This window comes from Enterobacter cloacae complex sp. FDA-CDC-AR_0132 (assembly GCF_003010695.1).
Taxonomy (GTDB): Bacteria; Pseudomonadota; Gammaproteobacteria; order Enterobacterales; family Enterobacteriaceae; genus Enterobacter; species Enterobacter ludwigii.
Genome location: NZ_CP027618.1, coordinates 1207947 through 1234688 on the forward strand (window position 1 = coordinate 1207947; position 26742 = coordinate 1234688).

Annotated in this window: 26 protein-coding genes; 11 read left to right on the forward strand and 15 right to left on the reverse strand. The window is 56.8% G+C overall.

Features of this window, described 5'->3' with window-relative positions; translation table 11 throughout:
* Positions 1-133 precede the first annotated feature (133 nt).
* A complete protein-coding gene (locus AM379_RS05960) occupies positions 134-2038 on the forward strand; it encodes an ABC transporter ATP-binding protein (protein WP_014171915.1) in 1905 nt (634 codons plus the stop codon).
* 15 nt (positions 2039-2053) lie between these two features.
* Entirely contained in the window at positions 2054-3004 is a 951-nt protein-coding gene (locus tag AM379_RS05965; RefSeq protein WP_047355660.1) for a LysR family transcriptional regulator, read from the forward strand.
* On the opposite strand, the gene mdcH is transcribed toward AM379_RS05965, so the two are convergent.
* The 8 genes from mdcH to mdcA all read right to left on the reverse strand — a co-directional run bounded on the left by mdcH (position 2993) and on the right by mdcA (position 10038).
* Entirely contained in the window at positions 2993-3889 is an 897-nt protein-coding gene (mdcH, locus tag AM379_RS05970) for a malonate decarboxylase subunit epsilon (RefSeq protein ID WP_020884598.1), read from the reverse strand. The two genes, AM379_RS05965 and mdcH, sit on opposite strands and share 12 nt — an antisense overlap.
* Entirely contained in the window at positions 3889-4506 is a 618-nt protein-coding gene (locus AM379_RS05975) for a malonate decarboxylase holo-ACP synthase (protein ID WP_059306250.1), read from the reverse strand. Before AM379_RS05975 ends, mdcH begins: the two co-directional genes overlap by 1 nt.
* A 2-nt stretch (positions 4507-4508) precedes the next feature.
* Positions 4509-5468, reverse strand: a complete 960-nt coding sequence (locus AM379_RS05980; protein ID WP_014171919.1) for an AEC family transporter — start codon at positions 5466-5468, stop codon at positions 4509-4511.
* 122 nt (positions 5469-5590) lie between these two features.
* Positions 5591-6391, reverse strand: coding sequence for a biotin-independent malonate decarboxylase subunit gamma (mdcE, locus tag AM379_RS05985; RefSeq protein WP_032670503.1), 801 nt, complete (start codon positions 6389-6391; stop codon positions 5591-5593).
* On the reverse strand, positions 6391-7224 hold the full coding sequence (locus tag AM379_RS05990) for a biotin-independent malonate decarboxylase subunit beta (protein WP_014171921.1): 834 nt from the start codon (positions 7222-7224) through the stop codon (positions 6391-6393). Before AM379_RS05990 ends, mdcE begins: the two co-directional genes overlap by 1 nt.
* Complete coding sequence (mdcC, locus tag AM379_RS05995; RefSeq protein WP_020884595.1) at positions 7217-7516, reverse strand: malonate decarboxylase acyl carrier protein; 300 nt, start codon at positions 7514-7516, stop codon at positions 7217-7219. The genes AM379_RS05990 and mdcC overlap by 8 nt, the downstream gene beginning before the upstream one ends.
* Before the next feature lie 9 nt (positions 7517-7525).
* The gene (locus tag AM379_RS06000; RefSeq protein WP_020884594.1) at positions 7526-8383 is read right to left on the reverse strand and encodes a triphosphoribosyl-dephospho-CoA synthase; all 858 of its coding nucleotides are present in this window, start codon (positions 8381-8383) and stop codon (positions 7526-7528) included.
* The gene (gene mdcA, locus AM379_RS06005; protein ID WP_014171924.1) at positions 8383-10038 is read right to left on the reverse strand and encodes a malonate decarboxylase subunit alpha; all 1656 of its coding nucleotides are present in this window, start codon (positions 10036-10038) and stop codon (positions 8383-8385) included. Before mdcA ends, AM379_RS06000 begins: the two co-directional genes overlap by 1 nt.
* A 228-nt stretch (positions 10039-10266) precedes the next feature.
* On the opposite strand from mdcA, the gene AM379_RS06010 reads away from it, so the two are divergent.
* Genes AM379_RS06010 through AM379_RS06020 form a run of 3 tightly spaced genes read left to right on the forward strand, consistent with a single transcriptional unit; the run spans position 10267 to position 12404 of the window.
* Positions 10267-11289 (forward strand): hydrolase, encoded by a 1023-nt coding sequence (locus AM379_RS06010; protein WP_106503533.1) that lies wholly within the window; start codon positions 10267-10269, stop codon positions 11287-11289.
* On the forward strand, positions 11286-11504 hold the full coding sequence (locus AM379_RS06015) for a YheU family protein (RefSeq protein ID WP_003861664.1): 219 nt from the start codon (positions 11286-11288) through the stop codon (positions 11502-11504). The genes AM379_RS06010 and AM379_RS06015 overlap by 4 nt, the downstream gene beginning before the upstream one ends.
* A gap of 30 nt (positions 11505-11534) precedes the next feature.
* Positions 11535-12404: a phosphoribulokinase gene (locus tag AM379_RS06020; protein WP_014171927.1), complete on the forward strand. Its 870-nt coding sequence runs from the start codon at positions 11535-11537 to the stop codon at positions 12402-12404.
* Positions 12405-12471: 67 nt separating this feature from the next.
* Here AM379_RS06020 and AM379_RS06025 read toward each other — a convergent pair whose 3' ends face one another.
* Positions 12472-12876, reverse strand: a complete 405-nt coding sequence (locus tag AM379_RS06025; protein WP_025202873.1) for an OsmC family protein — start codon at positions 12874-12876, stop codon at positions 12472-12474.
* 311 nt (positions 12877-13187) lie between these two features.
* On the opposite strand from AM379_RS06025, the gene crp reads away from it, so the two are divergent.
* Together crp and AM379_RS06035 are read left to right on the forward strand one after the other, a co-directional pair.
* Entirely contained in the window at positions 13188-13820 is a 633-nt protein-coding gene (crp, locus tag AM379_RS06030) for a cAMP-activated global transcriptional regulator CRP (protein ID WP_000242758.1), read from the forward strand.
* Between the two features lie 57 nt (positions 13821-13877).
* Positions 13878-15965: a YccS/YhfK family putative transporter gene (locus tag AM379_RS06035; RefSeq protein ID WP_020884592.1), complete on the forward strand. Its 2088-nt coding sequence runs from the start codon at positions 13878-13880 to the stop codon at positions 15963-15965.
* On the opposite strand, the gene argD is transcribed toward AM379_RS06035, so the two are convergent.
* From argD to ppiA, 5 genes are all read right to left on the reverse strand, one after another.
* Positions 15962-17182: a bifunctional acetylornithine/succinyldiaminopimelate transaminase gene (argD, locus tag AM379_RS06040; protein ID WP_171032977.1), complete on the reverse strand. Its 1221-nt coding sequence runs from the start codon at positions 17180-17182 to the stop codon at positions 15962-15964. The two genes, AM379_RS06035 and argD, sit on opposite strands and share 4 nt — an antisense overlap.
* 86 nt (positions 17183-17268) lie before the next feature.
* Positions 17269-17832 carry an aminodeoxychorismate synthase component 2 gene (gene pabA / locus AM379_RS06045; RefSeq protein ID WP_032680156.1) on the reverse strand — a complete coding sequence of 188 codons (564 nt, stop codon included), beginning with the start codon at positions 17830-17832 and terminating at the stop codon, positions 17269-17271.
* Positions 17833-17862: 30 nt separating this feature from the next.
* The gene (locus tag AM379_RS06050; protein ID WP_025202869.1) at positions 17863-18465 is read right to left on the reverse strand and encodes a putative adenosine monophosphate-protein transferase Fic; all 603 of its coding nucleotides are present in this window, start codon (positions 18463-18465) and stop codon (positions 17863-17865) included.
* Positions 18455-18622 (reverse strand): YhfG family protein, encoded by a 168-nt coding sequence (locus AM379_RS06055; protein WP_014171935.1) that lies wholly within the window; start codon positions 18620-18622, stop codon positions 18455-18457. The genes AM379_RS06050 and AM379_RS06055 overlap by 11 nt, the downstream gene beginning before the upstream one ends.
* A 107-nt stretch (positions 18623-18729) precedes the next feature.
* On the reverse strand, positions 18730-19302 hold the full coding sequence (gene ppiA / locus AM379_RS06060) for a peptidylprolyl isomerase A (RefSeq protein ID WP_014171936.1): 573 nt from the start codon (positions 19300-19302) through the stop codon (positions 18730-18732).
* A 278-nt stretch (positions 19303-19580) separates the two neighbouring features.
* Here ppiA and tsgA point away from each other — a divergent pair, with 278 nt between their 5' ends.
* Positions 19581-20765, forward strand: coding sequence for an MFS transporter TsgA (gene tsgA / locus AM379_RS06065; RefSeq protein WP_020884588.1), 1185 nt, complete (start codon positions 19581-19583; stop codon positions 20763-20765).
* A gap of 4 nt (positions 20766-20769) precedes the next feature.
* Here tsgA and AM379_RS06070 read toward each other — a convergent pair whose 3' ends face one another.
* Positions 20770-22086 (reverse strand): cytosine deaminase, encoded by a 1317-nt coding sequence (locus AM379_RS06070; protein ID WP_032679098.1) that lies wholly within the window; start codon positions 22084-22086, stop codon positions 20770-20772.
* A 240-nt stretch (positions 22087-22326) separates the two neighbouring features.
* On the opposite strand from AM379_RS06070, the gene nirB reads away from it, so the two are divergent.
* From nirB to cysG, 3 genes are all read left to right on the forward strand, one after another.
* On the forward strand, positions 22327-24870 hold the full coding sequence (nirB, locus tag AM379_RS06075; protein ID WP_014171939.1) for a nitrite reductase large subunit NirB: 2544 nt from the start codon (positions 22327-22329) through the stop codon (positions 24868-24870).
* Positions 24867-25193, forward strand: a complete 327-nt coding sequence (gene nirD / locus AM379_RS06080; RefSeq protein WP_032679100.1) for a nitrite reductase small subunit NirD — start codon at positions 24867-24869, stop codon at positions 25191-25193. The genes nirB and nirD overlap by 4 nt, the downstream gene beginning before the upstream one ends.
* Positions 25194-25329: 136 nt before the next feature.
* Positions 25330-26703, forward strand: a complete 1374-nt coding sequence (gene cysG, locus AM379_RS06085) for a siroheme synthase CysG (RefSeq protein WP_020884584.1) — start codon at positions 25330-25332, stop codon at positions 26701-26703.
* Positions 26704-26742 lie beyond the last annotated feature (39 nt).

Genomic DNA, 26742 nt, shown 5'->3' on the forward strand with positions numbered 1-26742 from the left:
CCCTCCCGGTTCTGTTTCTGTTTTTGTGTATCGTCGTTGTTTTGGGCTACCATGGCGGCCCGGTGCGGAAAATGGCCCACACCTTACATTATCATAATGACAAATTAACATAGTCGGAACATACGGCGCTTCTATGATTGTTTTCTCCTCGTTACAAATTCGCCGCGGCGTGCGCGTCCTGCTGGATAACGCCTCCGCCACCATCAATCCCGGTCAAAAAGTGGGTCTGGTCGGCAAAAACGGCTGCGGAAAATCGACCCTGCTTGCGCTGCTGAAAAACGAGATTAGCGCTGACGGCGGTAACTTTACCTATCCGGGCAACTGGCAGCTTGCCTGGGTAAATCAGGAGACGCCTGCCCTGAGCGAACCCGCTCTCGACTATGTTATCGACGGCGATCGTGAATACCGTAAGCTGGAAGCTGAACTGAACGCCGCCAACGAGCGTAATGACGGTCATGCTATAGCCACCGTCCACGGTAAGCTGGACGCCATCGACGCATGGACAATTCGCTCCCGCGCCTCCAGCCTGCTGCACGGTCTGGGTTTCAGCAACGAACAGCTTGAACGCCCCGTCAGCGACTTCTCCGGCGGCTGGCGTATGCGCCTTAACCTGGCGCAGGCACTGATTTGCCGTTCCGACCTGCTGCTGCTTGATGAACCCACTAACCACCTCGATCTCGATGCGGTTATTTGGCTGGAGAAGTGGCTCAAGAGCTATCAGGGCACTCTGATTCTGATCTCCCACGACCGCGACTTCCTCGACCCGGTGGTGGATAAAATCATTCATATCGAACAGCAAAGCCTGTTTGAATACACCGGCAACTACAGCTCATTCGAGCGCCAGCGCGCGACGCGCCTTGCTCAACAGCAGGCGATGTACGAAAGCCAGCAGCAGCGCGTGGCGCATCTGCAAAGCTTTGTTGACCGCTTCAAGGCAAAAGCGTCTAAAGCCAAGCAGGCCCAGAGCCGCATCAAGATGCTGGAACGCATGGAGATGATCGCCCCGGCGCACGTCGATAACCCGTTCCACTTCAGTTTTCGCGAGCCCGAGAGCCTGCCGAACCCACTGCTGAAGATGGAAAAGGTGAGCGCTGGCTACGGCGATCGCATTATTCTCGACTCCATCAAGCTCAACCTGGTGCCGGGTTCACGTATTGGTCTGCTGGGGCGTAACGGCGCCGGTAAATCGACGCTGATTAAACTGCTGGCGGGCGAGCTTAACCCGGTCAGCGGCGAGATCGGCCTGGCAAAAGGCATTAAGCTTGGCTACTTCGCCCAGCATCAGCTGGAATTCTTACGCGCGGATGAATCGCCCATCCAGCACCTCGCGCGACTGGCGCCGCAGGAGATGGAGCAGAAGCTGCGCGATTACCTTGGCGGCTTTGGCTTCCAGGGCGATAAAGTCACCGAAAACACCGAACGTTTCTCCGGCGGCGAGAAAGCGCGTCTGGTGCTGGCGCTTATCGTCTGGCAGCGTCCGAACCTGCTGCTGCTCGATGAACCTACAAACCACCTCGATCTCGACATGCGTCAGGCGCTGACCGAAGCGTTAATTGAGTTTGAAGGCGCGCTGGTTGTCGTCTCGCACGATCGTCACCTGATCCGCTCCACAACGGACGATCTCTATTTAGTGCACGATGGCAAAGTCGAGCCGTTCGATGGCGATCTGGAAGACTATCAGCAGTGGCTAACGGACGTGCAGAAGCAGGAAAACCAGCCGGACGACTCGTCGAAAGATAACGCCAACAGCGCCCAGGCGCGTAAAGACCAGAAGCGCCGTGAAGCGGAACTGCGTACTCAAACCCAGCCGCTGCGTAAAGAGATTGCCCGTCTCGAAAAGGAGATGGAGAAACTTAACGCTCTGCTGGCTACCGTTGAAGAGAAGCTGGGCGACAGCGGTCTGTATGACCAGAGCCGTAAGGCGGAACTGACCGACTGCCTGCAGACACAGGCTAAGACGAAATCCAGCCTCGAAGCGTGCGAGATGGCGTGGCTGGACGCCCAGGAACAGCTGGAAACCATGCTGCAGGCCGACTAAATCCCCGGGAGGGTTATGAGTTTCGATATCACGAGCGACATTACATTTCGTAAACTCAGCATCTTCATGACCTTTATGGAGAAGGGCAATATCGCCCGTACCGCCGAAGCGCTTGGCCTGAGCGGCGTTAGCGTGCACCGCGCGCTGCATACTCTCGAAGAAAATGTGCGCTGCCCGCTCTTTACGCACAAAGGTCGCAATCTCATTGCGCTGCCTTCGGCCTGGACGCTGCTGGAATATTGTCAGGAAGTGATGCAGGTAATGGCGCGCGGGCTGGAAGAAGCGCGCAAAACGGCCGGCGTTGGCCAGGGACGACTGCGCGTCGGCACGCTCTACTCGCTGACGCTGGAAACCGTGCCACGCCTGATTATGGGGATGAAACTGCGCCGTCCGGACCTGGAGATGGACCTGACGATGGGCTCTAACGAGACCCTGTTGCGTATGCTGGACGACGGTTTGCTCGACGCCATCCTCATCTCTATTTCCGAAAGCGATATCGATCGCAACAGTCTGGAAGTGCTCCCCCTGTTCCATGACGACATTTTTCTTGCCGCACCAGCCTCTGCCACGCTGAACACCAGCGGGCCTGCCGACTTACGTGATTACAAAGACCAGAAGTTTGTCGCGCTGTCGGAAGGGTTTGCCACCTACGCCGGGTTTCAGGAGGCGTTTCATATTGCCGGTTTCGAACCGGAAATCGTCACCCGCGTAAATGACATTTTCTCGATGCTGAGTCTGGTGCAGGCGGGCGTGGGCTTTACGCTCATGCCAGGCAGAATGAAGAAAGTGTATGAGAACTCAGTACAGCTACTGAAGCTGGCCCAGCCGTATCAGATGCAGCAGTTGATTGCCATTGTGTTTGCCCGCAACCGCGAGCAAGACCCCAGCCTGCGGGCACTGGCAGCCGAAGGGCGAATGTATGCCCGCAGTATCGCCCCCGACCCTGCGCAGACCCTACCGCTGTAGCCGCTTAGCGAGGTGTACCGCCACGTCAACACCACTGCGCTCCAGCGAAACTGACTCCCCTTCCCAGGCCGCCTGACGCGTCAGGCAGGTCAGTACTCCGCCAGGTGGCATTTCAATCGCCAGCCGAGCTTCACGCTCGTTGGCAGAAATCACCGCTTCCTGCCAGCGCACCGTGCGCGCCATATTCATCGCCAGATCGTCCGCGATTTTCTCAGGCGTCCAGAGCACGCGTCCTGTGCTGCCGCTCAGGTAAGCACAGCGCGGGCGTGTGAGCGTGACGGATGTGAATGCCTCCACCAGCTTGTGCGCCGGCTCCGCCAACAGCTCGCAATGGGAAGGCACGCTGACGGTCAGCCGATGCGCCTTATTAGCCCCTTTTGCCAGCGCGCGTTTCGCCACCTGCGCCATCCCCTCATCGGTGCCGGCGATCACAATCTGCGTTTCCGCGTTCAGATTGGCGATATACGTTCCGGTGCCTTCCAGCAACGCTTCAACCTGAGGCAGGGTCAGACCCATTATCGCGGTCAGGCCATAACCGTGCGGATAGGCTTGCTCCATGAGATCGCCACGCAGCGCGACCAGCTTCAGCGCGTCGGCAAATTCCAGCGCACCGGCAATGACCGCGGCCGGATACGCGCCAATAGACAGACCGCTGACGATATCCGGTGCCACGCCGCGTTGTTCAAGCTCACGCGCCCAGGCAACACCGGCAATTAACAACGAAAGCTGAACGGCTCGCGTGTGGGTTAACGCTGCCGCGGTATCCAGCGTATCGACTTCGCCACCCAATACCTCGCGGGCCTGCTCCAGCGTCGTGCCAGGCAGGTTTTGCAGCATACCGACATGCTGGGTGCCCTGCCCTGGAAAGGTAAACAGTATTTTCATCACTCCTCCCTGTGCCACGGGTCCGCCACCAGACGTGGCCCACGGCGGGTCTTCAGCAACGTTTTGCCGTCGCGCAGCCACTCCGTCAGCGCAAAGCCGCCTTCAGGGGTGTCGACCTGGGTGTCTGCCCGACATAACGCGCGGCTGAGCTGTGACGCCCAGACACGAAAAGCGTCAGCCGACAGAGGCTGAGGGGCTCGCACCAGCAAATCGAGATCGCTGTCGGCATGAATGACCGGAATACCGGTCGCCAGGGCGTAGCCCGTGCTGCCCGTAATTCCCCACGTCCACGGCCATGCCTGCTGAGAAAGTTGCAACGCCACCTGCACCGGTGGCTGAGTCACAAACGGTGAACGCAGAAGATCGGCGGTCACGCTCAACGCCTCGGGTGAGACCACCCGCACGACTTTTTCTGGCTTCACCCAACCGGCCGCCCGCTGGTCGCGGCGTAAACCGCGTACGCCAACGGGAATACGGCCAGCGTTATCAACATCACGCCGCACGACCACCGGCAAACCGGTATGCCATACCGCATCCACCCAGTCGTCAGTGATGCCTTCCAGCGCGTCACGCGCGTTAAGCCAGATGAGGTCGTGAGGGCGTAATGTTGTGGTCATGATTACATTCCTGAAGTCAGCGAGATAAACAGCGGCAGCGACAGGATACACAGTACCGAGCTTAACAGCAGCACCGCTTCCGCATCCGGAGACTGCACGCCAAAGCGGTTACCGAACACCACGCCGAAGAAACCGGCTGAGAGCGCAATCATCAGGATAGCGGTGATCGCCACGGAGCCGTGCAGACCGAAGATCAGAACGATACCCCAGGCAATCGCAGGCTGGATCAGCAGCTTGGCTACGGTTGAGGTAATCACCATGGTGTTGATCTGCAGCTTACGCGCAGAGAGGATCACCCCAGTCAGGAACAGCGCGGCAGCCGTTGCAGAAAGCCCCAGTGGCTTAATGGCGGCCAGAACAAGTTCAGGCATTTTGATGCCGATAGCAGACAAAATCACACCCAGCAGGGGTCCCATCACAATCGGTTTTTTAATCGAGCGCCACATCAGCACCGGCAGCATCGAGAGCGTTGAACCGGAGTTATTGCCTTCGGCACGCGCTTTTTCACGTTCCAGAATCAGCAGGCAGAACGGCGTCATCAGTACCGAACCACAGGCAATAGAGACCGCCACGGACAGTGAGGTTGAAGAGCTTTCACCCAGCACACTGCCCAGAATCGGCAAGCCAAGCGCGGCATAGTTTGGCAGCGCAACCGTCAGCGTAAGCACGGCGGCATCCTGTGGGGATTTTTTAAAGACGCTGGTCGCGAGGAAGTAAATGGCCGCGTAGGTTATCCACATCGCCAGGGTCAGCACCAGAATCAGCGGTGACTGGGCTACGATGCCGGTCCACGGGGTTTGCACCGTGGCGCTGAACAGCGCGGCAGGCAAAGCAAAATCCATGACGAAAATATTGAGCAGGGAGACATTTTTGTTATCGACCATCTTTGCCTTACCGGCCCAGAATCCCAGCAGCATGATGACGAAAATCGGTGCAAGAGCATGAACAATTACGTAAGTCATAATTCACCTGTAGTAAAAAAGTTTAAGCACTGGCGCGATGATTATTATTTTCAGGATGCAGGTTCCCGCGCGGACGTAACGGTTACGTCCGCGGGGAGTGCATCTGGCAGGTCTCTTTTTACTTACCAGCTTGCCCGCATGCGTTCGCGTACGAGGGCAGAGCTGCGGCGATTGTCAGCACCGAGACGGTTTTTCAGGGTGTTGTCCTGACGAGCGTCATGGATGGCCTGTTGCAGCGTGGTTTTCACCTGCGTCAGATCGTTTTCAGAAGGGGCATCCGGGTTGCTGATGTCCAGCAGGTTGGAAAGCAGCCCCAGTGTGGCGTAGTTGCTGATGTCATAGGCCATTGGCGGGATCGTTGCCGCCAGTTTTTCCAGCGCATCCACGGTACGTAGCGTAATACGCGCCGCAGACTCTTTACCCATGGCATGGATCAGCACGCCTTTATCGTTAAAGGCAATCAGGCGGTTTGCCTGGTACCCGTGCGCCAGAAACGCGCCGGACATCGCTTTACCAACGATAAGCCCAATCACCGGATGACCGGCCAGACGCGCGTTAGCATAGGCCGCCGCCGCGCCGGCCAACGCCTGGTGAATACCAAATGCCTCTTCACGACGGCCATAGGCCTGACTTGGCACATCAATCACCGCCACGATCGGGCGCTTCACGGCGCTGTTGGCATCGGCGGCAACGGTTTCGCTCACCACTTTCGCCAGCGTCCAGCCTTCCAGCAGACCGACTTCCCCTTTCGCCGCGCGCGGGAAGTGGTTGTTGGCATCCGGTACCACGGCAACAAAACGTACCGTTTCACCGTTAAGTTCACCATCGGCCGCCTGTACGGACGGGCATAACCCTTCCAGGCGTCTGGCGTTCGGCGCGAGCGTTTGCAGCCAGAGTTCGCCACGGCTTACTGAGTTAGTCATCATTTCACCTCCCGGGCAAAGAGCGCTTTAATCTGTTCGGCATCGGCCTGTTTGCGGGTGTCGAAATTCGTCAGACGGTTCAGGTAATCGTCATAGTTATCGGTGCGATGTTTTGCAGGCACGCCTTTGGCAATCGCGTCGTTCATCGCCGCTTTCACCGCGTTCACGCCATCGCCAACCAGCGCATCCACCAGGCCGCTTTCATAGCGGACTTCGCCACCGGTCATGCTCCAGATAAACGGACGGTCGCGGGAGTCATACTCTTCAATTCCCGCTTCCTGCTCGATAACCTGAGGACCATTCAGACCGAGACGCGCTTCGCGGGTGACAATCAGGTAACTGCACAGTGCAGCAGCGATAGACATCCCACCGAAGCAGCCCACGGTCCCGGCCACAATCCCGACCACCGGGGTGTAACGACGCAGGTCAACAATTGCCGCATGAATATCGGCAATGGCCGCCAGGCCCAGGTTGGCTTCCTGCAGCCGCACGCCGCCGGTTTCGAGACACAGTACCGCCTGCGTCGGGATCCCGTTGCGGTTATCTTCTGCCGCCAGCTCCAGCGCCGCTGCCATTTTGGCGCCAGACACTTCGCCCATACTGCCGCCCTGGAACGCACCTTCGATCGCCACCACTACCGCAGGCTGACCGTTGAGGGTGCCTTTGGCGACCACCATGCCGTCATCGGCCTGAGGAACGATGCCCTGCGGCCCCAGCCACGGGGAGATAATGCCTTCAAAAGGATCCAGCAGTTCGCGATAGCTCCCGTCGTCCAGCAATGCCTGCGCACGCTGGCGAGCTTTTAATTCAATAAAACTCCGATCATCACGCATGGCTCACCCCTTCAAAAACCTGTTCGATACGAATGCGTGCCACCCCCGGCGTCGCGCCAAAGTCGTGGATCGTCAGTTTTCCTGCAGGCAGGCTGCTGACGGTGTGCAGGCGGTTGAACAACGCCTCCCAGCGACCGCGGCTGTTGTCGACGGACGTGGTGATATCAATGGTTAACGTCTGGCCCGGTTCGGCGGCAAACAGCACCTCCATATCCCCGGAACCAACAACCCCTGCGAGCGCTTTGCCGCTTAACGCGCGGCTCGCTGGCATGGTTAATGTGATTTTTTCCATAACATCCTCTTAATGCTTTGAATAAGGCGTTTCGATGCGATCGAGAAACAGCGTGGCGGCAAGCAGGTCGGCTGCTCCGCCCGGTGAGGCATTGAGTGCCAGCATGTGACGGTCTAATCTCGCCAGCGCCATCTGGCCTGCGGATGTCGCGCATCCTCCGGCGCTCAGCACCGCACGCGCACCGTTCTGCATGGCCTCCAGCCCCGCCATCCCGGCGCGCGACAGCACGCAGGTGTCGGTAAGCGACGTCATGATGGCCATCAGCGCATCGAGCCTTGCGTACGTTTCGCTGCTGCCGTTAAGACGGCTCAGACGAAGCTGCGGCAGAGCACGCTGCATCACGTGTGGAAATGCCTGCTGGGCCTCTTCACGTGCGCCCGGAACCCGGTAGCGGCGCGTGGCGCGTAGCCCTTTGCTGAACACTTTCGGCGCCGCGTCATCGGGCAGTTTCGCCAGCTGTGCCGCGGTATTCGCTACCGCCTGCGCGCTGGCATCGCCACCGAGCATCGCCACGGCACTGACCAGCAGCCCCAGCGCCCAAATCGCGCCGCGGTGGGTATTTACACCGTCGGTAGCCGCCATCATCTGCTGCTCACCTTCACGGCCGAGCCGCCCTATGGTTTGCCTGAGCGCAATATCCGCCGGACGCTGCCAGCTGTGTTGCGCCAGCGCCTGAAACGTGGGGGTCAGGCTGCGCGCGGAACGCTCCATCAACGCGAGCGACAGATCGTGGTGCGCGCCGTTCCCCCGACTGTCCACCAGACCGGGTTTCGGGCTTAACTGTGCTTCGTCAATCAGACACTGCGTGGCGGTTCGCGCCAGCCATTCGGCACCGCCTTCAACCTGAATCTGGGGCAGAAGTTTCATTACCAGCTCCGGAATTTCGCAGGTGGGTTGTAAAGACCGCCAGACCATTCAACCAGGTCTGACACGCTGCCTGCTGCCAGCAGAGAACGGGTGGCATCGGTGCGGCGAATCCCCATATCTTCCGGGTAAACCACTTTGCCGCTCTGGCGCAACTGCGCCACACGTTTGGCATCGACGCCCAGACCGATATCGGTGATCCCCGCGACGGCCGCAACCATCGCCCGGCGCTCTTCCAGACTTTCTGCGCGATAGAGGTAAGCAATCCCCTCTTCCGTCAGCACATGTGTAACGTCGTCGCCGTAGATCATGACCGGAGCCAGAGGCATCCCGGACGCTTTCGCAACGTCAACAGCATCGAGTTTTTCCACAAAGGTCGGTTTCACGCCTGCCTGGAAGGTTTCCACCATCTGGACGACGAGTTTTTTACCGCGCTGCATCGGATCAGGTTCGGTGATCATGTTCAGCCAGGCCGGGGTGGCATGACGACGACCATGCGGGTCATGGCCCATGTTTGGCGCACCGCCGAAACCAGAGAGACGACCACGGGTCACGGTTGAGGAGTTGGCATACCCGTCAACCTGCAGGGTTGACCCGATGAACATATCAACGGCGTACTGGCCTGCCAGCTGACAGAAAGCGCGGTTGGAACGCATAGAGCCGTCGGCACCGGTAAAGAAGATATCCGGACGTGCACGAATGTACTCTTCCATCCCCAGCTCACCGCCGAAGCAGTGCACGCTTTCCACCCAGCCGCTTTCAATCGCCGGGATCAGGGTTGGGTGCGGGTTAAGGGTCCAGTGTTTACAGATTTTGCCTTTCAGGCCGAGCTGTTCACCGTAGGTCGGCAGCAGCAGTTCAATCGCCGCGGTATTGAAACCAATCCCGTGGTTCAGGGATTGCACCTGATGTTCCGCATAAATGCCCTTAATGGCCATCATCGCCATCAGGATATGTTCCTGTTTGATGAGACGCGGGTCGCGGGTAAACAGCGGTTCGATAAAGAACGGTTTGTCGGCCACCACCACGAAGTCAATCCAGGAGCCGGGAATATCAACGCGCGGCAGGTCGCATTCGTCGTCCACCAGCTCATTCACCTGTGCGATGACAATGCCGTCATGGAATGCAGCCGCTTCCACCAGCGCGGGGGTATCTTCGGTGCTTGCGCCGGTATAAAGATTACCTTTTCGGTCCGCTTTAAAGCCGGCAATCAGCGCCACGTTTGGCGAGAGATCCACGTACAGACGTGAATAGAGTTCTATGTAGGTATGGATAGCGCCAATTTCGAGCTGACCATCTTCCAGCAGCTGCGAGATGCGCAGGCTCTGGGTACCGGAGAAGGAGAAGTCCAGCTTGCGGGCGATACCTTTCTCAAAGATATCCAGATGCTCGCTACGGCCCACGCTTGGCATAATCATGTGCAGGTCATGCACGATTTGCGGGTTCACTTCAGCCAGCGAGCGTGAAAGGAAATCGGCCTGCTTCTGGTTATTACCTTCCAGAACGACTTTGTCGCCAGGCGCGATCAGTTTTTCCAGCATGGCGACAAGATCGCCGGTTGGCAGTACCTTGCCCTGCACCGGTACGGAGGCCAGACGACGCGCTTTCTCGGTGCGTCGTGTGTTCCATTGCCGGGTGGGTGTTTGCCCAGATAACATTATTAACCTCCTGATTCAGCACATCATTCTGATTTGCTTAACGTTGAGTAAAGTGTGCGCTGTGGCGAGGAAGCCATCAATTAAGCGCAGGGCGGAATCATTAGCCTGAGAGTAATAATCAAGGTAAATATTTGTGATCGAGATCAGTTCATGTTTCGGAAAACCAGGCTAAACGGGGTACAATTCGGAAAGAATAGAAAATAACTGACAAGAATTAGCATCGCCGTTATGAGCCAAATCATTCCATCAGACTTCGACATCATCGCCGAAGACAGCACCGAGTTCGTGCCCATGCGCGGCGTGGCCAATTGCCATCTGCAGACCATGCTGCCGCGACTCATCCGCCGTAAGGTTCAGTTCACGCCGCACTGGCAACGGCTGGACTTACCGGACGGTGACTTTCTGGACCTGGCATGGAGCGAAGAGCCAGAACAGGCGCGCCACAAGCCGCGTCTGGTGGTCTTTCACGGTCTGGAAGGCAGTCTGCACAGCCCCTATGCACACGGGCTCATCCAGGCAGCCAAAGCGCGGGGCTGGCTCGGCGTGGTGATGCACTTTCGCGGCTGTAGCGGCGAACCGAATCGCCAGAAGCGCATCTATCACTCGGGTGAAACCGAAGACGGCACCTGGTTTTTACACTGGTTACGGGAAAACTTTGGTACCGTCCCGACAGCGGCCGTGGGCTACTCGCTGGGCGGCAATATGCTGGCCTGCCTGCTGGCAAAAGAGGGCGACACCGTGCCGCTGGAGGCGGCCGTCATTGTCTCCGCGCCCTTTATGCTGGAGCAGTGCAGCTACCATATGGAGAAAGGCTTTTCCCGGGTCTATCAGCGTTACCTGCTCAACCTGCTGAAAGCCAACGCGGCGCGCAAGCTGAAAGCCTATCCGGATACGCTGCCGGTGAGCCTGCGTCAGTTGAAAAAGGTCCGTCGCATCCGCGAATTCGACGATCTGATCACCGCCAAAATTCACGGTTTTGCCGATGCGATTGACTACTATCGTCAGTGCAGCGCCATGCCGCTGCTCAGTAAGATCACGCAACCGACGCTTATCATTCATGCCAAAGATGACCCGTTTATGGATCATCACTCTATCCCCGCGCAGGAATTTTTGCCTGCCAACGTTCACTACCAGCTGACAGAGCATGGTGGTCACGTGGGGTTCATCGGTGGAACGTTGCGTCGCCCGAAAATGTGGCTGGAGTCGCGTATTCCTGACTGGCTTACCCCTTATCTGGACGGTGCAAAATGATTATTCCGTGGCAGGATCTCTCCCCCGAAACGCTCGATAATCTGATTGAAAGCTTTGTCTTGCGCGAAGGTACCGATTATGGTGAACATGAACGTTCGCTTGAGCAAAAGGTCAACGATGTGAAGCGCCAGCTCAAAAGCGGCGACGTGGTGCTGGTATGGTCTGAACTGCATGAGACGGTCAATATCATGCCCCGCAACGCGTTTCATGGCTGATCTTTAAACCTTTCCAGTCAGGGAGTTGCTATGTCTGCCAGACATCCGGTTATTGCCGTTACGGGTTCGAGTGGTGCGGGAACCACCACGACCAGCCTCGCTTTTCGTAAGATTTTCGCCCAACTGAATCTCCGTGCGGCGGAGGTCGAAGGCGATAGCTTTCACCGCTACACGCGCCCAGAGATGGATATGGCTATCCGCAAGGCGCGCGATCTGGGTAAACACATCAGCTACTTCGGCCCGGAGGCCAATGACTTCGGCCTGCTGGAGCAAACCTTTCAGGAGTACGGCCAGAGCGGCAAGGGGCAGTCACGCAAATATCTGCACACCTACGATGAAGCCGTTCCCTGGAACCAGGTGCCAGGCACTTTTACCCCCTGGCAACCGCTGCCGGAACCAACCGACGTCCTGTTTTACGAAGGGTTGCACGGTGGCGTGGTGACGCCGCAGCATGACGTGGCGCGTCACGTGGATCTGCTGGTTGGCGTGGTGCCCATCGTGAACCTTGAGTGGATCCAGAAGCTGACGCGTGACATCAGCGAGCGCGGCCATTCACGCGAGGCGGTGATGGATTCCGTCGTGCGCTCCATGGAAGACTACATTACTTACCTGACGCCGCAGTTCTCCCGCACGCATATCAACTTCCAGCGCGTACCGACAGTCGATACCTCTAACCCGTTCGCGGCCAAAAGTATCCCGTCGCTGGATGAGAGCTTTGTGGTTATCCATTTCCGCAATCTCGACGGCATTGATTACCCCTGGCTGCTGGCGATGCTGCAGGGCTCGTTTATTTCGCACATGAATACGTTAGTGGTTCCGGGCGGAAAAATGGGGCTGGCAATGGAATTAATTATGATGCCGCTGGTACAGCGGTTGATAGAAGGGAAGAAAATCGCCTGATGATTTTCCCTCTCCGCGTGGGAGAGGGTTTCGGTGAGGGTATCGGGGTGAACGATGCCCCCCAATATCAGGCGTCGATCACTTCATACGAATGCGTAATTTTTACCGCTTTCTCGAGCATTAACGCGACCGAGCAGTATTTCTCCGCTGAAAGATCGACCGCGCGTGAGACCGCCGCGTCTTTCAGTTCTTTCCCGCTGACGATGAAATGCAGGTTAATGTGGGTGAACAGGCGTGGTGCCTCTTCGCGGCGTTCTGAGGTGAGTTTTACTTCGCAGTCGGTCACATCGTGACGGCCTTTTTGCAGGATCGACACCACATCAATTGCGCTGCATCCACCTGCTGCCATCAGCACCATTTCCATTGGGCTTGGTGCTTTATCGCCGGAGTTACCATCCATCAAAATCTGGTGTCCTGAAGCGGACTCGCCCAGGAACGTTAAACCTTCAACCCATTTCACACGCGCTTGCATATTCACTCACTCCAACGTTGCATTTTTGGTGACAGATTACGCGTGCGTTACATTTCTCGCAATGGAAGGCGACCTGCGTCATGCTGAAGCGAGACACCAGGAGACACGCGGCGAAAGCTATGCTAAAACACTCAGGATGCTACAGTAATACATTGACGTTACACATGTATGCAGAGGACATCAAACTTTACTGGCTGCGAAACGTTACGATAGCCGACTTCCCAGGGTATGGGTAAGAATTCGATTGCAACCCCAGAGTCCGGATGCATCTTATGACTCTGGTGACAGCTTATAACAGAGGATAACAGCGCATGGTGCTTGGCAAACCGCAAACAGACCCGACTCTCGAATGGTTCTTGTCTCATTGCCACATTCATAAGTACCCATCGAAGAGCACGCTGATTCACCAGGGTGAAAAAGCGGAAACGTTGTATTACATCGTCAAAGGCTCGGTGGCAGTGCTGATCAAAGATGAAGAAGGGAAAGAGATGATCCTTTCTTATCTGAACCAGGGCGATTTCATCGGTGAACTGGGCCTGTTTGAAGAAGGCCAGGAACGTAGCGCCTGGGTTCGTGCAAAGACAGCATGTGAAGTGGCTGAAATTTCCTACAAGAAATTCCGTCAGTTGATTCAGGTTAACCCTGACATCCTGATGCGTCTTTCTTCGCAGATGGCGCGCCGTCTGCAGGTGACATCTGAGAAAGTGGGTAACCTCGCCTTCCTGGACGTGACCGGCCGTATCGCTCAGACCCTGCTGAATCTGGCGAAACAACCCGATGCGATGACTCACCCTGATGGCATGCAAATTAAAATTACCCGTCAGGAAATCGGTCAGATTGTCGGTTGCTCCCGTGAAACAGTGGGCCGTATTCTGAAAATGCTGGAAGATCAGAACCTGATCTCCGCACACGGTAAAACCATCGTGGTTTACGGAACGCGTTAATTCCGCTCAAACGGCGTGCCATCGCAAGGTGTCACGCCGTTTTTGTCTCTATTCCCCATGTGGCGCAGGCTGATTTATCACCCGGAAGTTAACTACGCACTGCGACAAACGCTGGTGTTGTGCCTTCCTGTGGCCGTGGGCCTGATTCTGGGCCATCTTCAGCAAGGTCTGCTCTTCTCTCTCGTTCCCGCCTGCTGCAACATTGCCGGTCTGGATACACCGCATAAGCGCTTTTTCAAACGGCTGATCGTGGGCGGCTCGCTGTTTGCGGGTTGTAGCCTCGCCGTGCAGCTTTTGCTGGCCCGCGATATCCCGCTGCCGCTGATCCTCACCGTCCTGGCGATGACCCTGGGCGTAACCGCTGAAATCAGCTCACTGCACGCGCGTTTGCTTCCCGCGTCGCTGATTGCCGCCATCTTCACGCTGAGCCTTGCGGGCAACATGCCGGTGTGGGAGCCGCTGCTGATCTACGCCCTCGGTACGCTGTGGTACGGGCTGTTTAACTGGTTTTGGTTCTGGCTGTGGCGGGAACAGCCGCTGCGGGAATCCCTGAGCCTGCTCTACGTGCAGCTGGCGGATTACTGTGAAGCCAAATACACCTTGCTCACCCAGCATACCGATCCAGAAAAATCACTGCCGCCGCTGCTGACGCGTCAGCAAAAGGTGGTGGACCTGATAAGCCAGTGTTATCAGCAGCTGCATATGCTCGCCGCCAATAAGAACCACGAATATAAGCGGCTGCTGCGCGTCTTCCAGGTGGGGCTGGACTTACAGGAGCATATCTCCGTGAGCCTGCACCAGCCGCAGGAGGTGCAAAAATTGGTCGAGCGCAGCCATGCCGAAGCGGTGATCCGCTGGAACGCGCAAACCGTCTCCGCGCGCCTTCGGGTGCTGGCTGACGATATTCTGTATCACCGCTACCCCACGCGCTTTAACATGGACAAACAGCTCGGCGCGCTGGAGAAGATTGCCCGTCAGCATGAAGACAACCCGGTGGGTCAGTTTGCCGCCTGGCACTTCAGCCGTATCGCCCGCGTGTTACGAACCCAGCGTCCGCTTTATCCGCGCGACCTGATGGCCGACAAACAAAAACGCCTGCCGCTGCTGCCGGCGCTCAGAAGCTACCTCTCTCTTAAATCATCTGCCCTGCGCAACGCCGCGCGAATTAGCGTGATGCTGAGCATTGCCAGCCTGATGGGCATGGCGCTGCATCTGCCCAAACCGTACTGGATTTTAATGACCATCCTGTTTGTCACCCAGAACGGCTATGGCGCGACGCGGGTGCGCATTCTGCACCGGGCAGGCGGAACGATGGCGGGGCTGATCATTGCGGGCGTTACGCTGCACTTTCACGTGCCGGAAGGCTATACGCTGGCAGGGATGCTGGTGATCACGATGGTGAGCTACCTGATCATTCGCAAAAACTACGGCTGGGCGATGGTGGGCTTTACGGTAACGGCGGTGTATACCCTGCAGTTGCTCACGCTCAACGGCGAGCAGTTTATTATCGCCAGGCTGGTCGATACCCTGATCGGCTGCCTGATTGCCTTTGGCGGCATGGTCTGGCTGTGGCCTCAGTGGCAAAGTGGGCTGCTCAGACAGAACGCCCATGATGCGCTGGAGGCCGACCAGCAGGCCATTCGCCTGATCCTGAGTGACGACCCGCAGCCCTCCCCGCTGGCGTATCAACGGATGAAGGTCAACCAGGCGCATAACGCCCTGTTTAACTCGCTGAATCAGGCGATGCAGGAGCCCGGCTTTAACTCGCACTATCTGGCGGACATGAAGCTCTGGGTGACGCACAGCCAGTTTATCGTTGAGCATATCAACGCCATGACCACGCTGGCGCGGGAACATACGATGCTGACGCCCGATCTGGCGCAGCGCTACCTGCAGTCGTGTGAGATTGCCCTGCAGCGGTGTCAGCAGCGACTCGAGTATGACGCGCCTGGCGAGTCAGGGGATTCGAACATTCTGGAGGCGCCAGAGACGCTCACCCACGGGCCAATGAGTACCCTGGAGCAGCATCTGCAGCGCGTTCTCGGGCATCTGAACACCATGCACACCATTTCGTCGGTAGCATGGCGTCAGCGCCCTCACCACGGGATATGGTTAACCCGTCGCTTAACGCGAACGGAGTCTTAAGCGTTTACGATCTTCGCGACCGCCGCGGCAAAACGGTTTAACCCGTCTTCAATGTCCTGATTTTCGACCACCAGCGACGGCGCAAAGCGCATCACGTCCGGCCCGGCATTGAGCACCATCACCCCTTCATGGGCGGCGGCGTGCAGGAAATCGCGCGCGCGGCCTTTGTACTGTGGCTTCAACTCCGCGCCGATCAGTAACCCCATCCCGCGGATCTCGCTGAAGACGTCATACTGGTCATCAATCTGCTGCAAATGCTTCACGAAAAGCTCACGCTTCGCGTTGACGCCGCTCAGAACCTCAGGGGTGTTGATAATGTCGAACGCGGCACCCGCGACGGCACTCGCCAGCGGGTTACCGCCGTATGTGGAACCGTGGGAACCCACGTGGAACGCGGAGGCAATCTCCTGCGTCGTTAATACCGCACTGACCGGGAAGCCGCCGCCGAGCGCTTTGGCGCTGGTCAGAATATCCGGCGTCACGCCGTAATGCATGTAGGCAAACAGGGAGCCGGTACGGCCCATCCCGCACTGCACTTCATCAAATACCAGCAGCGCCTGATGCTCATCGCACAGGTCGCGCAGCCCTTTCAGGAACTCAGGCGTGGCAGCCGTTACGCCGCCTTCTCCCTGGATCGGCTCCACCACCACCGCACAGGTGTGGTCATCCATTACCGCTTTTACCGCATGGAGATCGTTAAACGGCACATGGATAATATCGGCCGGTTTTGGTCCAAAACCGTCGGAATACTTTGGCTGTCCGCCGACGGAAACGGTAAACAGCGAGCGACCGTGGAAGGCGTTGTGGAAAGCAATGATTTTGGTTTTGTACGGGCTGTGACGCGTGGAGGCATAGTAGCGCGCCAGCTTGAAGGCGGTTTCGTTCGCTTCGGTACCGGAGTTCATAAACAGCACGCGTTCGGCGAAAGTCGCGCTGATTAACTTACGGCCCAGACGCAGCGCCGGTTCGTTGGTAAAGACGTTGCTGGTATGCCACAGGGTTTCCCCCTGGGTTTTCAGCGCCTCTACCAGCGCAGGATGGCAATGACCCAGCGCCGTCACCGCAATCCCACCGGCGAAATCAACATACTCTTTCCCCTGCTGATCCCAGACTCGGCTGCCTTTCCCTTTTACCGGGATAAACTCAGCCGGTGCATAAATCGGCAGAATGACTTCATCGAATGTCGCGCGGGTAATTGCAGATTGTTCAGTTGCCATGTCATGACCATCCATTTTATGTCACAGTGATTGTGAAAATATAATCACAAAATATGCATAAAAAATCACAGTAAGGCAACCACTATTCAACGATTGAGGAAATTTGCCAGCAGCTGGTGTCCCTGCTCGCTGAGGATACTCTCCGGGTGGAATTGCACCCCTTCGAGGTCCCATTCACGATGTCGGATCCCCATGATCTCCCGGGTATCGCTCCAGGCGGTAACCTCAAAGCATTCCGGCAGCGTTGACGGGTCAATGACCAGCGAATGGTAGCGCGTCACGGTAAGCGGATTATTAAGTCCCGTAAACACGCCCGTGCCGGTATGGGTCACCGGCGCGGTTTTGCCATGCATCACTTTGGCGGCGCGCACAATGGTGGCACCAAACACCTGCCCAATGGCCTGGTGGCCCAGGCAGACGCCAAGAATGGGCAACTTACCGGCGTAATGATGAATGACATCCAGCGAAATGCCCGATTCCGACGGCGTGCAAGGCCCCGGCGAGATAACGATTTTCTGCGGGGCAAGCGCGTCGATTTCGGCCAGGCTGATGTCGTCGTTGCGGCGGACCATCACCTCTGCACCCAGTTCACAAAAATACTGGTAAAGGTTCCAGGTGAAGGAATCGTAGTTATCAATCAGCAGAATCATGGCGGCTCCAGAAAAACGTGCCGCCCTATTCTACTCAGTTTCCCGCGCTTCGCTCACTACTTTGGCAAAGATGGCGTTCAGGGCCGTTAAATCGCCCATTGCGCCGCTCTGGTTGGCCGCCGCCCATTTGCCCGGGTCGATATCTTTCCAGCTCAGCTGATAGCCTGCATGGATGGCGAGCTGTTCGAAGAAGATCCGCTGAGCGATACCGTTGCCAATCCGGAAGGGATGGAGCACGTTGATCTCACAGTAGTAGTGACTCAGGCGGGCCACAAACTCCTCTTTCTGCAGACCGTTGAGATACCCCTCTTCCTCGAGATCCTGCATCAGGACATTGCCCTCTTTCTCGATGTAGGCGAAGTGACAGAAGCGGGTGTCGCCCTGATAAATATCGATTTCGCGGATATCGCCCGCCCAGTCAAAAATATCCTGATAAAGGTGGCGGTGGATTGCACAGAGATGCGGCAACCCCGGCGCAGACGGGCCTAAGCCGAGCGTCGCCACCCGCAGCGCGGTGATCTCATAGGATGCCTTTGCAAGACGGTCAGCCTGGCGGATATTCAGACGGTTACGCATCACATTCAGACCCGGGTAGAGATACGGGTCACGATCGTCACCGATTTTATCGCTCATAGTGCCTCCTGAGTTCTTCAAGACGGCTTTGCGCATCCTGGGCGTTTAGCGTAACGAGCGGGCTATCAACCCCCTCAAGGCGGCGGCTGGCCTGGAAATTACTGTTTCGCTGCTGCTCCCAGAGACGGGATTTTTGCTTATCGGTGAGTTTTTTCACTTAACGCCTCCCTGAAGATGTCCGTGTGCCACAAGTATAAGCAGCAAAACGCGCTTTCGCAGGGAGGGGAGCGAAACACGGGCGAGAAGCGCCCGTGTCAAAGAAGGTTACGGCAGAACTTTTGCAGAGAGGATCACAACCGGTTTTGTCGGCACATTCTGGTACGGGCCAACGTCATGGGACTGCACCTGAGAAATCTTGTCAGCCACATCCATCCCTTTCACCACTTTACCGAAGACCGCGTAACCGAAGTCGCGCTGGCCGTGGTCGAGGAAGGCGTTATCCGCCACGTTGATAAAGAACTGGCTGGTGGCGCTGTCTTTATCTGCCGTACGCGCCATAGAGATGGTACCGCGGGTGTTGCGCAGGCCGTTATCCGCTTCATTTTTAATCGGTGCGTTAGGCTGCTTTTGCTGCATTTGCTCGTTAAAACCACCGCCCTGCACCATAAAGCCCGGGATCACACGGTGGAAAGTGGTGCCGTTATAGAAACCGTTATTCACGTAGTCGAGGAAGTTTTTCACAGAAACCGGAGCTTTCTGGCTATTCAGTTCCAGCTCAATATTCCCGGCGGAGGTGGTCAGCAGAACGTGAGGGTCTCCTTTGGCTGCCAGCGCAGCAGGGGAAACGGCAGAAAGAGCAAACACAGCTGCGACAGCCGCCAGCGTTGATTTGAGCATGAGAATTCCTTAACAAAGCGCAGTATAAAAAGCGAATGGCTTGATTCTAAAGAGCAGTATGAACGGAGACCAGCCTTTTACCTAATTTTACGAAATTGAAACAGTTGTAACCACGCAAACGATTGGTTATGACGCCCATTAATGTGATCTGAATCACATAAAAACCTGCAATAGCGATCGAATTTCTCTTAAAAGATATGAATGGATCACTTTAATGTCTAAAATCTGCCCGCTCTCAGCGCCCCTCGGGCGCTTTTCTTTTCCTGAACAGGCCAGACATGACTAACAGCAATCGTATCAAGCTCACATGGATCAGCTTCTTCTCCTACGCCCTGACCGGCGCGTTGGTGATCGTCACCGGGATGGTGATGGGTAATATCGCAGACTACTTCCAGCTGCCCGTTTCCAGCATGAGTAACACCTTTACCTTCCTCAACGCCGGGATCCTGATCTCCATTTTCCTGAATGCCTGGCTGATGGAAATTGTTCCACTGAAAACGCAGCTGCGTTTTGGTTTCGTGCTGATGGTCGCCGCGGTAGCGGGTTTAATGGTGAGCCACAGCATCGCCCTGTTCTCTGCCGCCATGTTTGTGCTGGGTCTGGTGAGCGGTATTACGATGTCCATCGGTACGTTCCTGATTACCCATATGTATGAAGGTCGTCAGCGTGGCGCACGTCTGCTGTTTACCGACTCCTTCTTCAGCATGGCGGGGATGATTTTCCCGATGGTAGCGGCCGTTCTGCTGGCACGCAGCATTGAGTGGTACTGGGTTTATGCCTGTATCGGTCTGGTCTACGTGGCAATCTTTATTCTGACCTTCGGCTGTGAATTCCCGGTTCTGGGCAAAAAAGCGCAATCCACGGACGAGCCGGTCGCGAAAGAGAAATGGGGTATCGGCGTACTGTTCCTCTCCGTTGCCGCACTGTGCTACATCCTCGGTCAGCTGGGCTTTATCTCCTGGGTACCGGAATACGCCAAAGGCCTGGGCATGAGTCTGAACGACGCGGGTAAACTGGTGAGCGATTTCTGGATGTCTTACATGTTCGGCATGTGGGCGTTTAGCTTCATCCTGCGCTTCTTCGACCTGCAGCGCATTCTGACTGTGCTGGCAGGCATGGCAACCGTGCTGATGTACTTGTTCATTAACGGTTCACCGGAGCATATGCCGTGGTTCATCCTGACCCTGGGCTTCTTCTCCAGTGCGATTTACACCTCTATCATTACGCTGGGCTCTCTGCAGACCAAAGTAGCGTCACCGAAACTGGTGAACTTCGTGCTGACCTGCGGCACCATCGGCACCATGTTGACCTTCGTGGTCACCGGCCCGATCGTCGCCCACAGCGGACCGCTGGCCGCGCTGCATACCGCTAACGGTTTGTACGCGGTGGTGTTTGTGATGTGCCTGGTTCTGGGCTTTGTGACCCGCCACCGTCAGCATAATACGGCAGCGGCGTCCCACTGATCCCCTACGCCCCTTTGCGCTCAGCGAAGGGGCTGTTTTTCGTGAAGATGTGCTCTTCCGCAACGTCGTCCATTTTGATCCACGTCTGCGCAAGCTGCGTCGTAGCAATCACTCGCCCCTCCCGAATCGACCAGCGCGCCGGCACCTGGCAGCGCACCGCTTCAAACCCGCTCTCCGCAGGCAGCACGATCAGGTTAGCCAGATTTCCCGTTTCGATACCGTAATCCGTCAGGCCAAAGGTTCGGGCGCTGTTGTGGGTTATCAGGTTCAAACCGTTGTCAATTTGAGAATACCCCATCATCTGACACACATGCAGCCCCATATGCAGTACCTGCAGCATATTGCCGGTGCCAAGCGGGTACCACGGGTCGAAGACATCATCATGCCCGAAACAGACGTTGATCCCCGCCTCCAGCAGCTCCTTCACTCGGGTAATCCCGCGTCGTTTGGGATAATCGTCAAAGCGCCCCTGTAAATGGATATTCACCAGTGGATTGGCGACAAAGTTGATGCCTGACATCTTCAGCAGGCGGAAAAGCCGCGAGGTGTATGCCCCGTTATAGGAGTGCATCGCCGTGGTATGGCTGGCCGTGACCCGCGGGCCCATCCCGGATTCATAAGCCAGGGTGGCCACCGTTTCCAGAAATCGGGACTGCTCATCGTCAATTTCATCGCAGTGGATATCCAGCGGACGGTCATATTTCTTCGCCAGTTCAAAGGCAATGTGCAGCGATTGCACGCCATACTCGCGGGTGAATTCAAAATGCGGGATTGCCCCGACCACATCGGCACCCAGCTTCAACGCCTCCTCAAGGAGCGCCGCGCCGTCCGGGTAAGAAAGGATGCCTTCCTGCGGGAACGCCACGATTTGCAGCGTGATCCACGGCGCAACCTCCTGCTTCACCTCCAGCATGGCCTTCAGGGCGGTGAGCGTCGGGTCAGAGACGTCCACGTGGGTACGCACAAACTGAATACCGTTAGCTATTTGCCCTTTCAGCGTCTTCCAGGCGCGCGCTTTTACATCTTCATGGCTAAGCAGTGCCTTACGCTCCGCCCAGCGCTCAATGCCTTCAAACAGCGTACCGGACTGGTTCCAGCTCGGCTCGCCTGCCGTCTGGGTGGTATCAAGGTGGATATGCGGTTCTATAAACGGGGGGATGGCAAGGCCGCCACGCGCGTTTAAGATTCTTACGTTTTCGTCTTCGGTATCGCCCATCGGCGTTATGCCACCAAAACGACCCTGCTCAATGGCGATTTGCCACAGCCCTTCGCGACCCGGTAAGCGAACATTCTGAATAAGCCCAAGCGGTGTTGTAGACATGCCTTTCCCCTGAAAAACGCGGCTGAAATTTGGGAGTACGCATTTTTGACAACGCGCCCCTTAATTTGTACACAAAATCGGCGACCTCGAAAAGCCAGCGATTTCCACAACTTATAAAAATCCTGACAAATCAGTCATATACCACCTAAGGAGTAGGCGAAGGCGTATTTGATTTGCATCAATAAGTGCCCCTGCTGAATCGTTAAGGTAGGCAGTAATAGAAAAGAAATCGAGGCAAAAATGAGCAAAGTCAGACTCGCTATCATCGGTAACGGCATGGTCGGCCACCGCTTTATTGAGGATCTTCTCGATAAAGCCGATGCTAACCAGTTCGATATTACCGTGTTCTGTGAAGAACCCCGCAAGGCGTACGACCGTGTGCACTTGTCTTCCTACTTCTCCCATCATACCGCTGAAGAGCTCTCTCTGGTGCGCGATGGTTTCTACGAGAAGCATGGCGTGAAAGTGCTGGTGGGCGAACGCGCTATCACCATCAACCGTCAGGAAAAAGTGATCCACTCCAGCGCCGGACGTACGGTTTTTTACGACAAGCTGATCATGGCGACTGGCTCGTACCCGTGGATCCCGCCGATCAAAGGCTCGGAAACGCAGGATTGCTTCGTTTATCGTACCATCGAAGATCTCAATGCGATCGAATCATGTGCCCGCCGCAGTAAACGTGGCGCTGTGGTCGGGGGGGGGCTGCTGGGTCTGGAAGCCGCCGGTGCGCTGAAAAACCTCGGTGTTGAAACCCACGTCATCGAATTTGCCCCGATGCTGATGGCAGAGCAGCTTGACCACATGGGTGGTGACCAGCTGCGCCGTAAAATCGAAAGCATGGGCGTGAAGGTTCACACCAGCAAAAATACCAAAGAGATTGTGCAGGAAGGCACCGAAGCGCGGAAAACCATGCGCTTTGCCGATGGCAGCGAACTGGAAGTGGACTTTATCGTCTTCTCTACCGGTATTCGCCCGCGCGACAAGCTGGCCACCCAGTGTGGTCTGGCCGTCGCTCAGCGCGGCGGGATCATGATTAACGATACCTGCCAGACCTCCGACCCGGATATCTACGCCATCGGCGAATGCGCCAGCTGGAACAACCGCGTGTACGGTCTGGTCGCGCCTGGCTACAAAATGGCGCAGGTTGCCGTTGACCATATTCTCGGCAACCAGAACGCCTTCGAAGGGGCTGACCTGAGCGCCAAGCTGAAACTGCTGGGCGTAGACGTAGGCGGTATTGGCGATGCGCATGGCCGCACGCCGGGCGCACGCAGCTATGTTTACCTCGATGAAAGCAAAGAGGTGTACAAACGTCTTATCGTCAGTCAGGACAACAAAACCCTGCTCGGCGCGGTGCTGGTGGGCGATACCAGCGACTACGGTAACCTGCTTCAGTTGGTCTTGAACGCCATCGAACTGCCGGAAAACCCGGACGCGCTGATCCTTCCGGCGCATGCGTCCAGCGGTAAGCCGTCCATCGGCGTGGATAAACTGCCCGACAGCGCGCAGATTTGCTCCTGTTTCGATGTGACCAAAGGCATGCTGATTTCGGCCATCAATAAAGGCTGCCATACCGTCGCGGCCCTAAAGGCAGAAACCAAAGCCGGTACCGGCTGCGGTGGGTGTATCCCGTTGGTCACACAGGTTCTGAACGCAGAACTGGCGAAACAGGGTATCGAAGTCAACAATAACCTGTGCGAGCATTTCGCTTACTCTCGCCAGGAGCTGTACCACCTGATCCGCGTGGAAGGCATCAAATCCTTCGACGAACTGCTGGCGAAACACGGCCAGGGCTATGGCTGTGAAGTGTGTAAACCTACCGTGGGTTCCCTGCTGGCCTCCTGCTGGAACGAGTACGTTCTCAAACCAGAGCACACGCCGCTGCAGGATACCAACGATAACTTCCTGGCGAACATTCAGAAAGACGGGACTTACTCCGTCATCCCACGCTCCGCCGGTGGCGAAATCACCCCGGAAGGGCTGGTCGCCGTTGGCCGTATCGCGCGTGAATTTAACCTGTATACCAAAATCACCGGCTCTCAGCGTATCGGCCTGTTTGGTGCGCAGAAAGATGACCTGCCTGAAATCTGGCGTCAGCTGATTGACGCGGGATTCGAAACCGGCCACGCCTACGCGAAAGCGCTGCGTATGGCAAAAACCTGTGTGGGCAGTACCTGGTGCCGCTACGGCGTAGGCGACAGCGTCGGCTTCGGTGTGGAGCTGGAGAACCGCTACAAAGGCATCCGTACACCGCATAAAATGAAGTTTGGCGTCTCCGGCTGTACCCGCGAATGTGCGGAAGCGCAGGGTAAAGATGTGGGTATCATCGCCACCGAGAAAGGCTGGAACCTGTACGTCTGTGGTAATGGCGGCATGAAACCACGCCATGCAGACCTGCTGGCTGCAGACCTCGACCGCGATACGCTGATTCAGTATCTCGACCGCTTTATGATGTTCTACATCCGTACCGCCGATAAGCTGACCCGTACCGCGTCCTGGCTCGATAACTTGGAAGGCGGCATCGAGTACCTGAAATCGGTCATCATTGACGACAAACTGGGCCTGAACGACCATCTGGAAGCGGAAATGGCGCGCCTGCGCGAGGCGGTGATCTGCGAGTGGACTGAAACCGTCAACACCCCGGCGGCGCAGACTCGCTTCAGACACTTTATCAACAGCACCCAGCGCGACCCGAATGTGCAGGTTGTGGCAGAACGCGAGCAGCATCGTCCGGCGACACCTTATGAACGTATTCCGGTGACTCTGGTGGAGGAAAACGCATGAGCCAGTGGGTAAACATCTGCAACATTAACGACATTCTGCCTGCCACCGGGGTCTGTGCCCTGCTGGGTAACGAGCAGGTCGCGATATTCCGCCCTCGCCATGATGAACAGGTTTTTGCCATCAGCAATATCGACCCGTTCTTTGAGGCCAGCGTCCTGTCCCGGGGATTAATCGCAGAGCATCAGGGTGAACTCTGGGTTGCCAGCCCGTTGAAGAAACAGCGTTTTCGTTTACGCGACGGGTATTGCATGGAAGATAAGCATTATTCCGTGAAGCCCTACGATGTCCGCGTGAAGGACGGTAAGGTGCAGCTGAAAGGCTAATCTCTCGCCTTTTCAATATGAAAAGCTTATGACCCCTTATGGGTAACGGCAGGAAAAACCGTATGTTCTGTACGATTCCTGCTGTTATCCTGACCTCAATTTCTTACCCCCTCCTTGAATGCTGTGAGGTAATGTCGTGGACCACCTGCCGATTTTCTGTCAATTACGCCATCGCGACTGTCTGCTTGTAGGCGGCGGCGATGTGGCTGAACGCAAAGCGCGCTTGCTGTTAGAAGCAGGAGCCCGACTCACCGTTAACGCCCTGGCCTTCGCCCCGCAGTTTGAGGCCTGGGAAAAAGAAGGGATGCTCACGCTGGTGCAGGGGGGGTTTAATGAATCCCTGCTTGATACCTGCTGGCTGACCATAGCCGCCACGGATGACGATGAAGTGAATCAGCGCGTCAGCGACGCCTGTGAAGCGCGCCGCATCTTCTGTAACGTGGTGGATGCCCCGAAGGAAGCCAGCTTTATCATGCCGTCGATCATTGACCGTTCGCCGCTGATGATTGCGGTATCGTCCGGCGGCCGCTCTCCCGTCCTGGCCCGCCTGCTGCGGGAAAAACTGGAAGCCATCCTGCCGCAGCATCTTGGCCAGATTGCCCACTATGCCGGACAGCTGCGTTCACGGGTTAAGCAAACCTTCGCGACCGTGGGTGAACGCCGTCGCTTCTGGGAAAAATTCTTTGTGAATGACAGGCTGGCCCAGTCGCTGGCGAATCAGGATCATAAAGCGGTGGAAGAGACGACGGCGCAGTTGCTCTGCGAGCCGTTGGATCATCGTGGTGAAGTGGTGCTGGTGGGTGCCGGCCCGGGCGATGCCGGTTTGCTGACGCTGAAAGGGCTGCAGCAGATCCAGCAGGCGGATATTGTGGTTTATGACCGTCTGGTCTCCGATGAGATAATGAACCTGGTCCGCCGCGATGCTGACCGCGTATTTGTCGGTAAACGTGCCGGGTACCACTGTGTGCCGCAGGAGGAGATTAACCAGATCCTGCTGCGCGAAGCGCAAAAAGGAAAACGCGTGGTGCGCCTCAAGGGTGGCGATCCGTTTATCTTTGGTCGCGGCGGTGAAGAGCTGGAAACGTTGTGCAACGCGGGCATTCCGTTTTCCGTGGTGCCGGGCATCACGGCAGCTTCCGGCTGCTCAGCTTACTCGGGCATTCCGCTAACCCACCGTGACTATGCCCAGAGCGTACGCCTGGTGACGGGACACCTGAAAACCGGCAGTGAGCTGGACTGGCATAACCTGGCCGCCGAAAAACAGACGCTGGTGTTCTATATGGGGTTAAACCAGGCCGCGACCATTCAGGCCAAACTGCTTGAGCACGGCATGGAAGAGGATATGTCCGTCGCGCTGGTGGAAAACGGCACGTCCATTAAGCAGCGCGTGGTGAACGGCGTGCTGACACAGTTAGGTGAGCTGGCACAGCAGGTTGAAAGCCCGGCGCTGATTATTGTCGGACGCGTGGTGGAGCTGCGCGATAAACTGAACTGGTTCTCGAATCACTAACGCATATTCCCCCTTCCCGGAGTAGTCCTTATGCGGACT

Excerpts from the sequence above, each read along its gene's own strand:
- AM379_RS05960 (WP_014171915.1), top strand. The coding sequence starts at position 134 with ATGATTGTTTTCTCCTCGTTACAAATTCGCCGCGGCGTGCGCGTCCTG.
- AM379_RS05965 (WP_047355660.1), top strand. The coding sequence starts at position 2,054 with ATGAGTTTCGATATCACGAGCGACATTACATTTCGTAAACTCAGCATC.
- mdcH (WP_020884598.1), bottom strand. The coding sequence starts at position 3,889 with ATGAAAATACTGTTTACCTTTCCAGGGCAGGGCACCCAGCATGTCGGT.
- AM379_RS05975 (WP_059306250.1), bottom strand. The coding sequence starts at position 4,506 with ATGACCACAACATTACGCCCTCACGACCTCATCTGGCTTAACGCGCGT.
- AM379_RS05980 (WP_014171919.1), bottom strand. The coding sequence starts at position 5,468 with ATGACTTACGTAATTGTTCATGCTCTTGCACCGATTTTCGTCATCATG.
- mdcE (WP_032670503.1), bottom strand. The coding sequence starts at position 6,391 with ATGACTAACTCAGTAAGCCGTGGCGAACTCTGGCTGCAAACGCTCGCG.
- AM379_RS05990 (WP_014171921.1), bottom strand. The coding sequence starts at position 7,224 with ATGCGTGATGATCGGAGTTTTATTGAATTAAAAGCTCGCCAGCGTGCG.
- mdcC (WP_020884595.1), bottom strand. The coding sequence starts at position 7,516 with ATGGAAAAAATCACATTAACCATGCCAGCGAGCCGCGCGTTAAGCGGC.
- AM379_RS06000 (WP_020884594.1), bottom strand. The coding sequence starts at position 8,383 with ATGAAACTTCTGCCCCAGATTCAGGTTGAAGGCGGTGCCGAATGGCTG.
- mdcA (WP_014171924.1), bottom strand. The coding sequence starts at position 10,038 with ATGTTATCTGGGCAAACACCCACCCGGCAATGGAACACACGACGCACC.
- AM379_RS06010 (WP_106503533.1), top strand. The coding sequence starts at position 10,267 with ATGAGCCAAATCATTCCATCAGACTTCGACATCATCGCCGAAGACAGC.
- AM379_RS06015 (WP_003861664.1), top strand. The coding sequence starts at position 11,286 with ATGATTATTCCGTGGCAGGATCTCTCCCCCGAAACGCTCGATAATCTG.
- AM379_RS06020 (WP_014171927.1), top strand. The coding sequence starts at position 11,535 with ATGTCTGCCAGACATCCGGTTATTGCCGTTACGGGTTCGAGTGGTGCG.
- AM379_RS06025 (WP_025202873.1), bottom strand. The coding sequence starts at position 12,876 with ATGCAAGCGCGTGTGAAATGGGTTGAAGGTTTAACGTTCCTGGGCGAG.
- crp (WP_000242758.1), top strand. The coding sequence starts at position 13,188 with ATGGTGCTTGGCAAACCGCAAACAGACCCGACTCTCGAATGGTTCTTG.
- AM379_RS06035 (WP_020884592.1), top strand. The coding sequence starts at position 13,878 with ATGTGGCGCAGGCTGATTTATCACCCGGAAGTTAACTACGCACTGCGA.
- argD (WP_171032977.1), bottom strand. The coding sequence starts at position 17,182 with ATGGCAACTGAACAATCTGCAATTACCCGCGCGACATTCGATGAAGTC.
- pabA (WP_032680156.1), bottom strand. The coding sequence starts at position 17,832 with ATGATTCTGCTGATTGATAACTACGATTCCTTCACCTGGAACCTTTAC.
- AM379_RS06050 (WP_025202869.1), bottom strand. The coding sequence starts at position 18,465 with ATGAGCGATAAAATCGGTGACGATCGTGACCCGTATCTCTACCCGGGT.
- ppiA (WP_014171936.1), bottom strand. The coding sequence starts at position 19,302 with ATGCTCAAATCAACGCTGGCGGCTGTCGCAGCTGTGTTTGCTCTTTCT.
- tsgA (WP_020884588.1), top strand. The coding sequence starts at position 19,581 with ATGACTAACAGCAATCGTATCAAGCTCACATGGATCAGCTTCTTCTCC.
- AM379_RS06070 (WP_032679098.1), bottom strand. The coding sequence starts at position 22,086 with ATGTCTACAACACCGCTTGGGCTTATTCAGAATGTTCGCTTACCGGGT.
- nirB (WP_014171939.1), top strand. The coding sequence starts at position 22,327 with ATGAGCAAAGTCAGACTCGCTATCATCGGTAACGGCATGGTCGGCCAC.
- nirD (WP_032679100.1), top strand. The coding sequence starts at position 24,867 with ATGAGCCAGTGGGTAAACATCTGCAACATTAACGACATTCTGCCTGCC.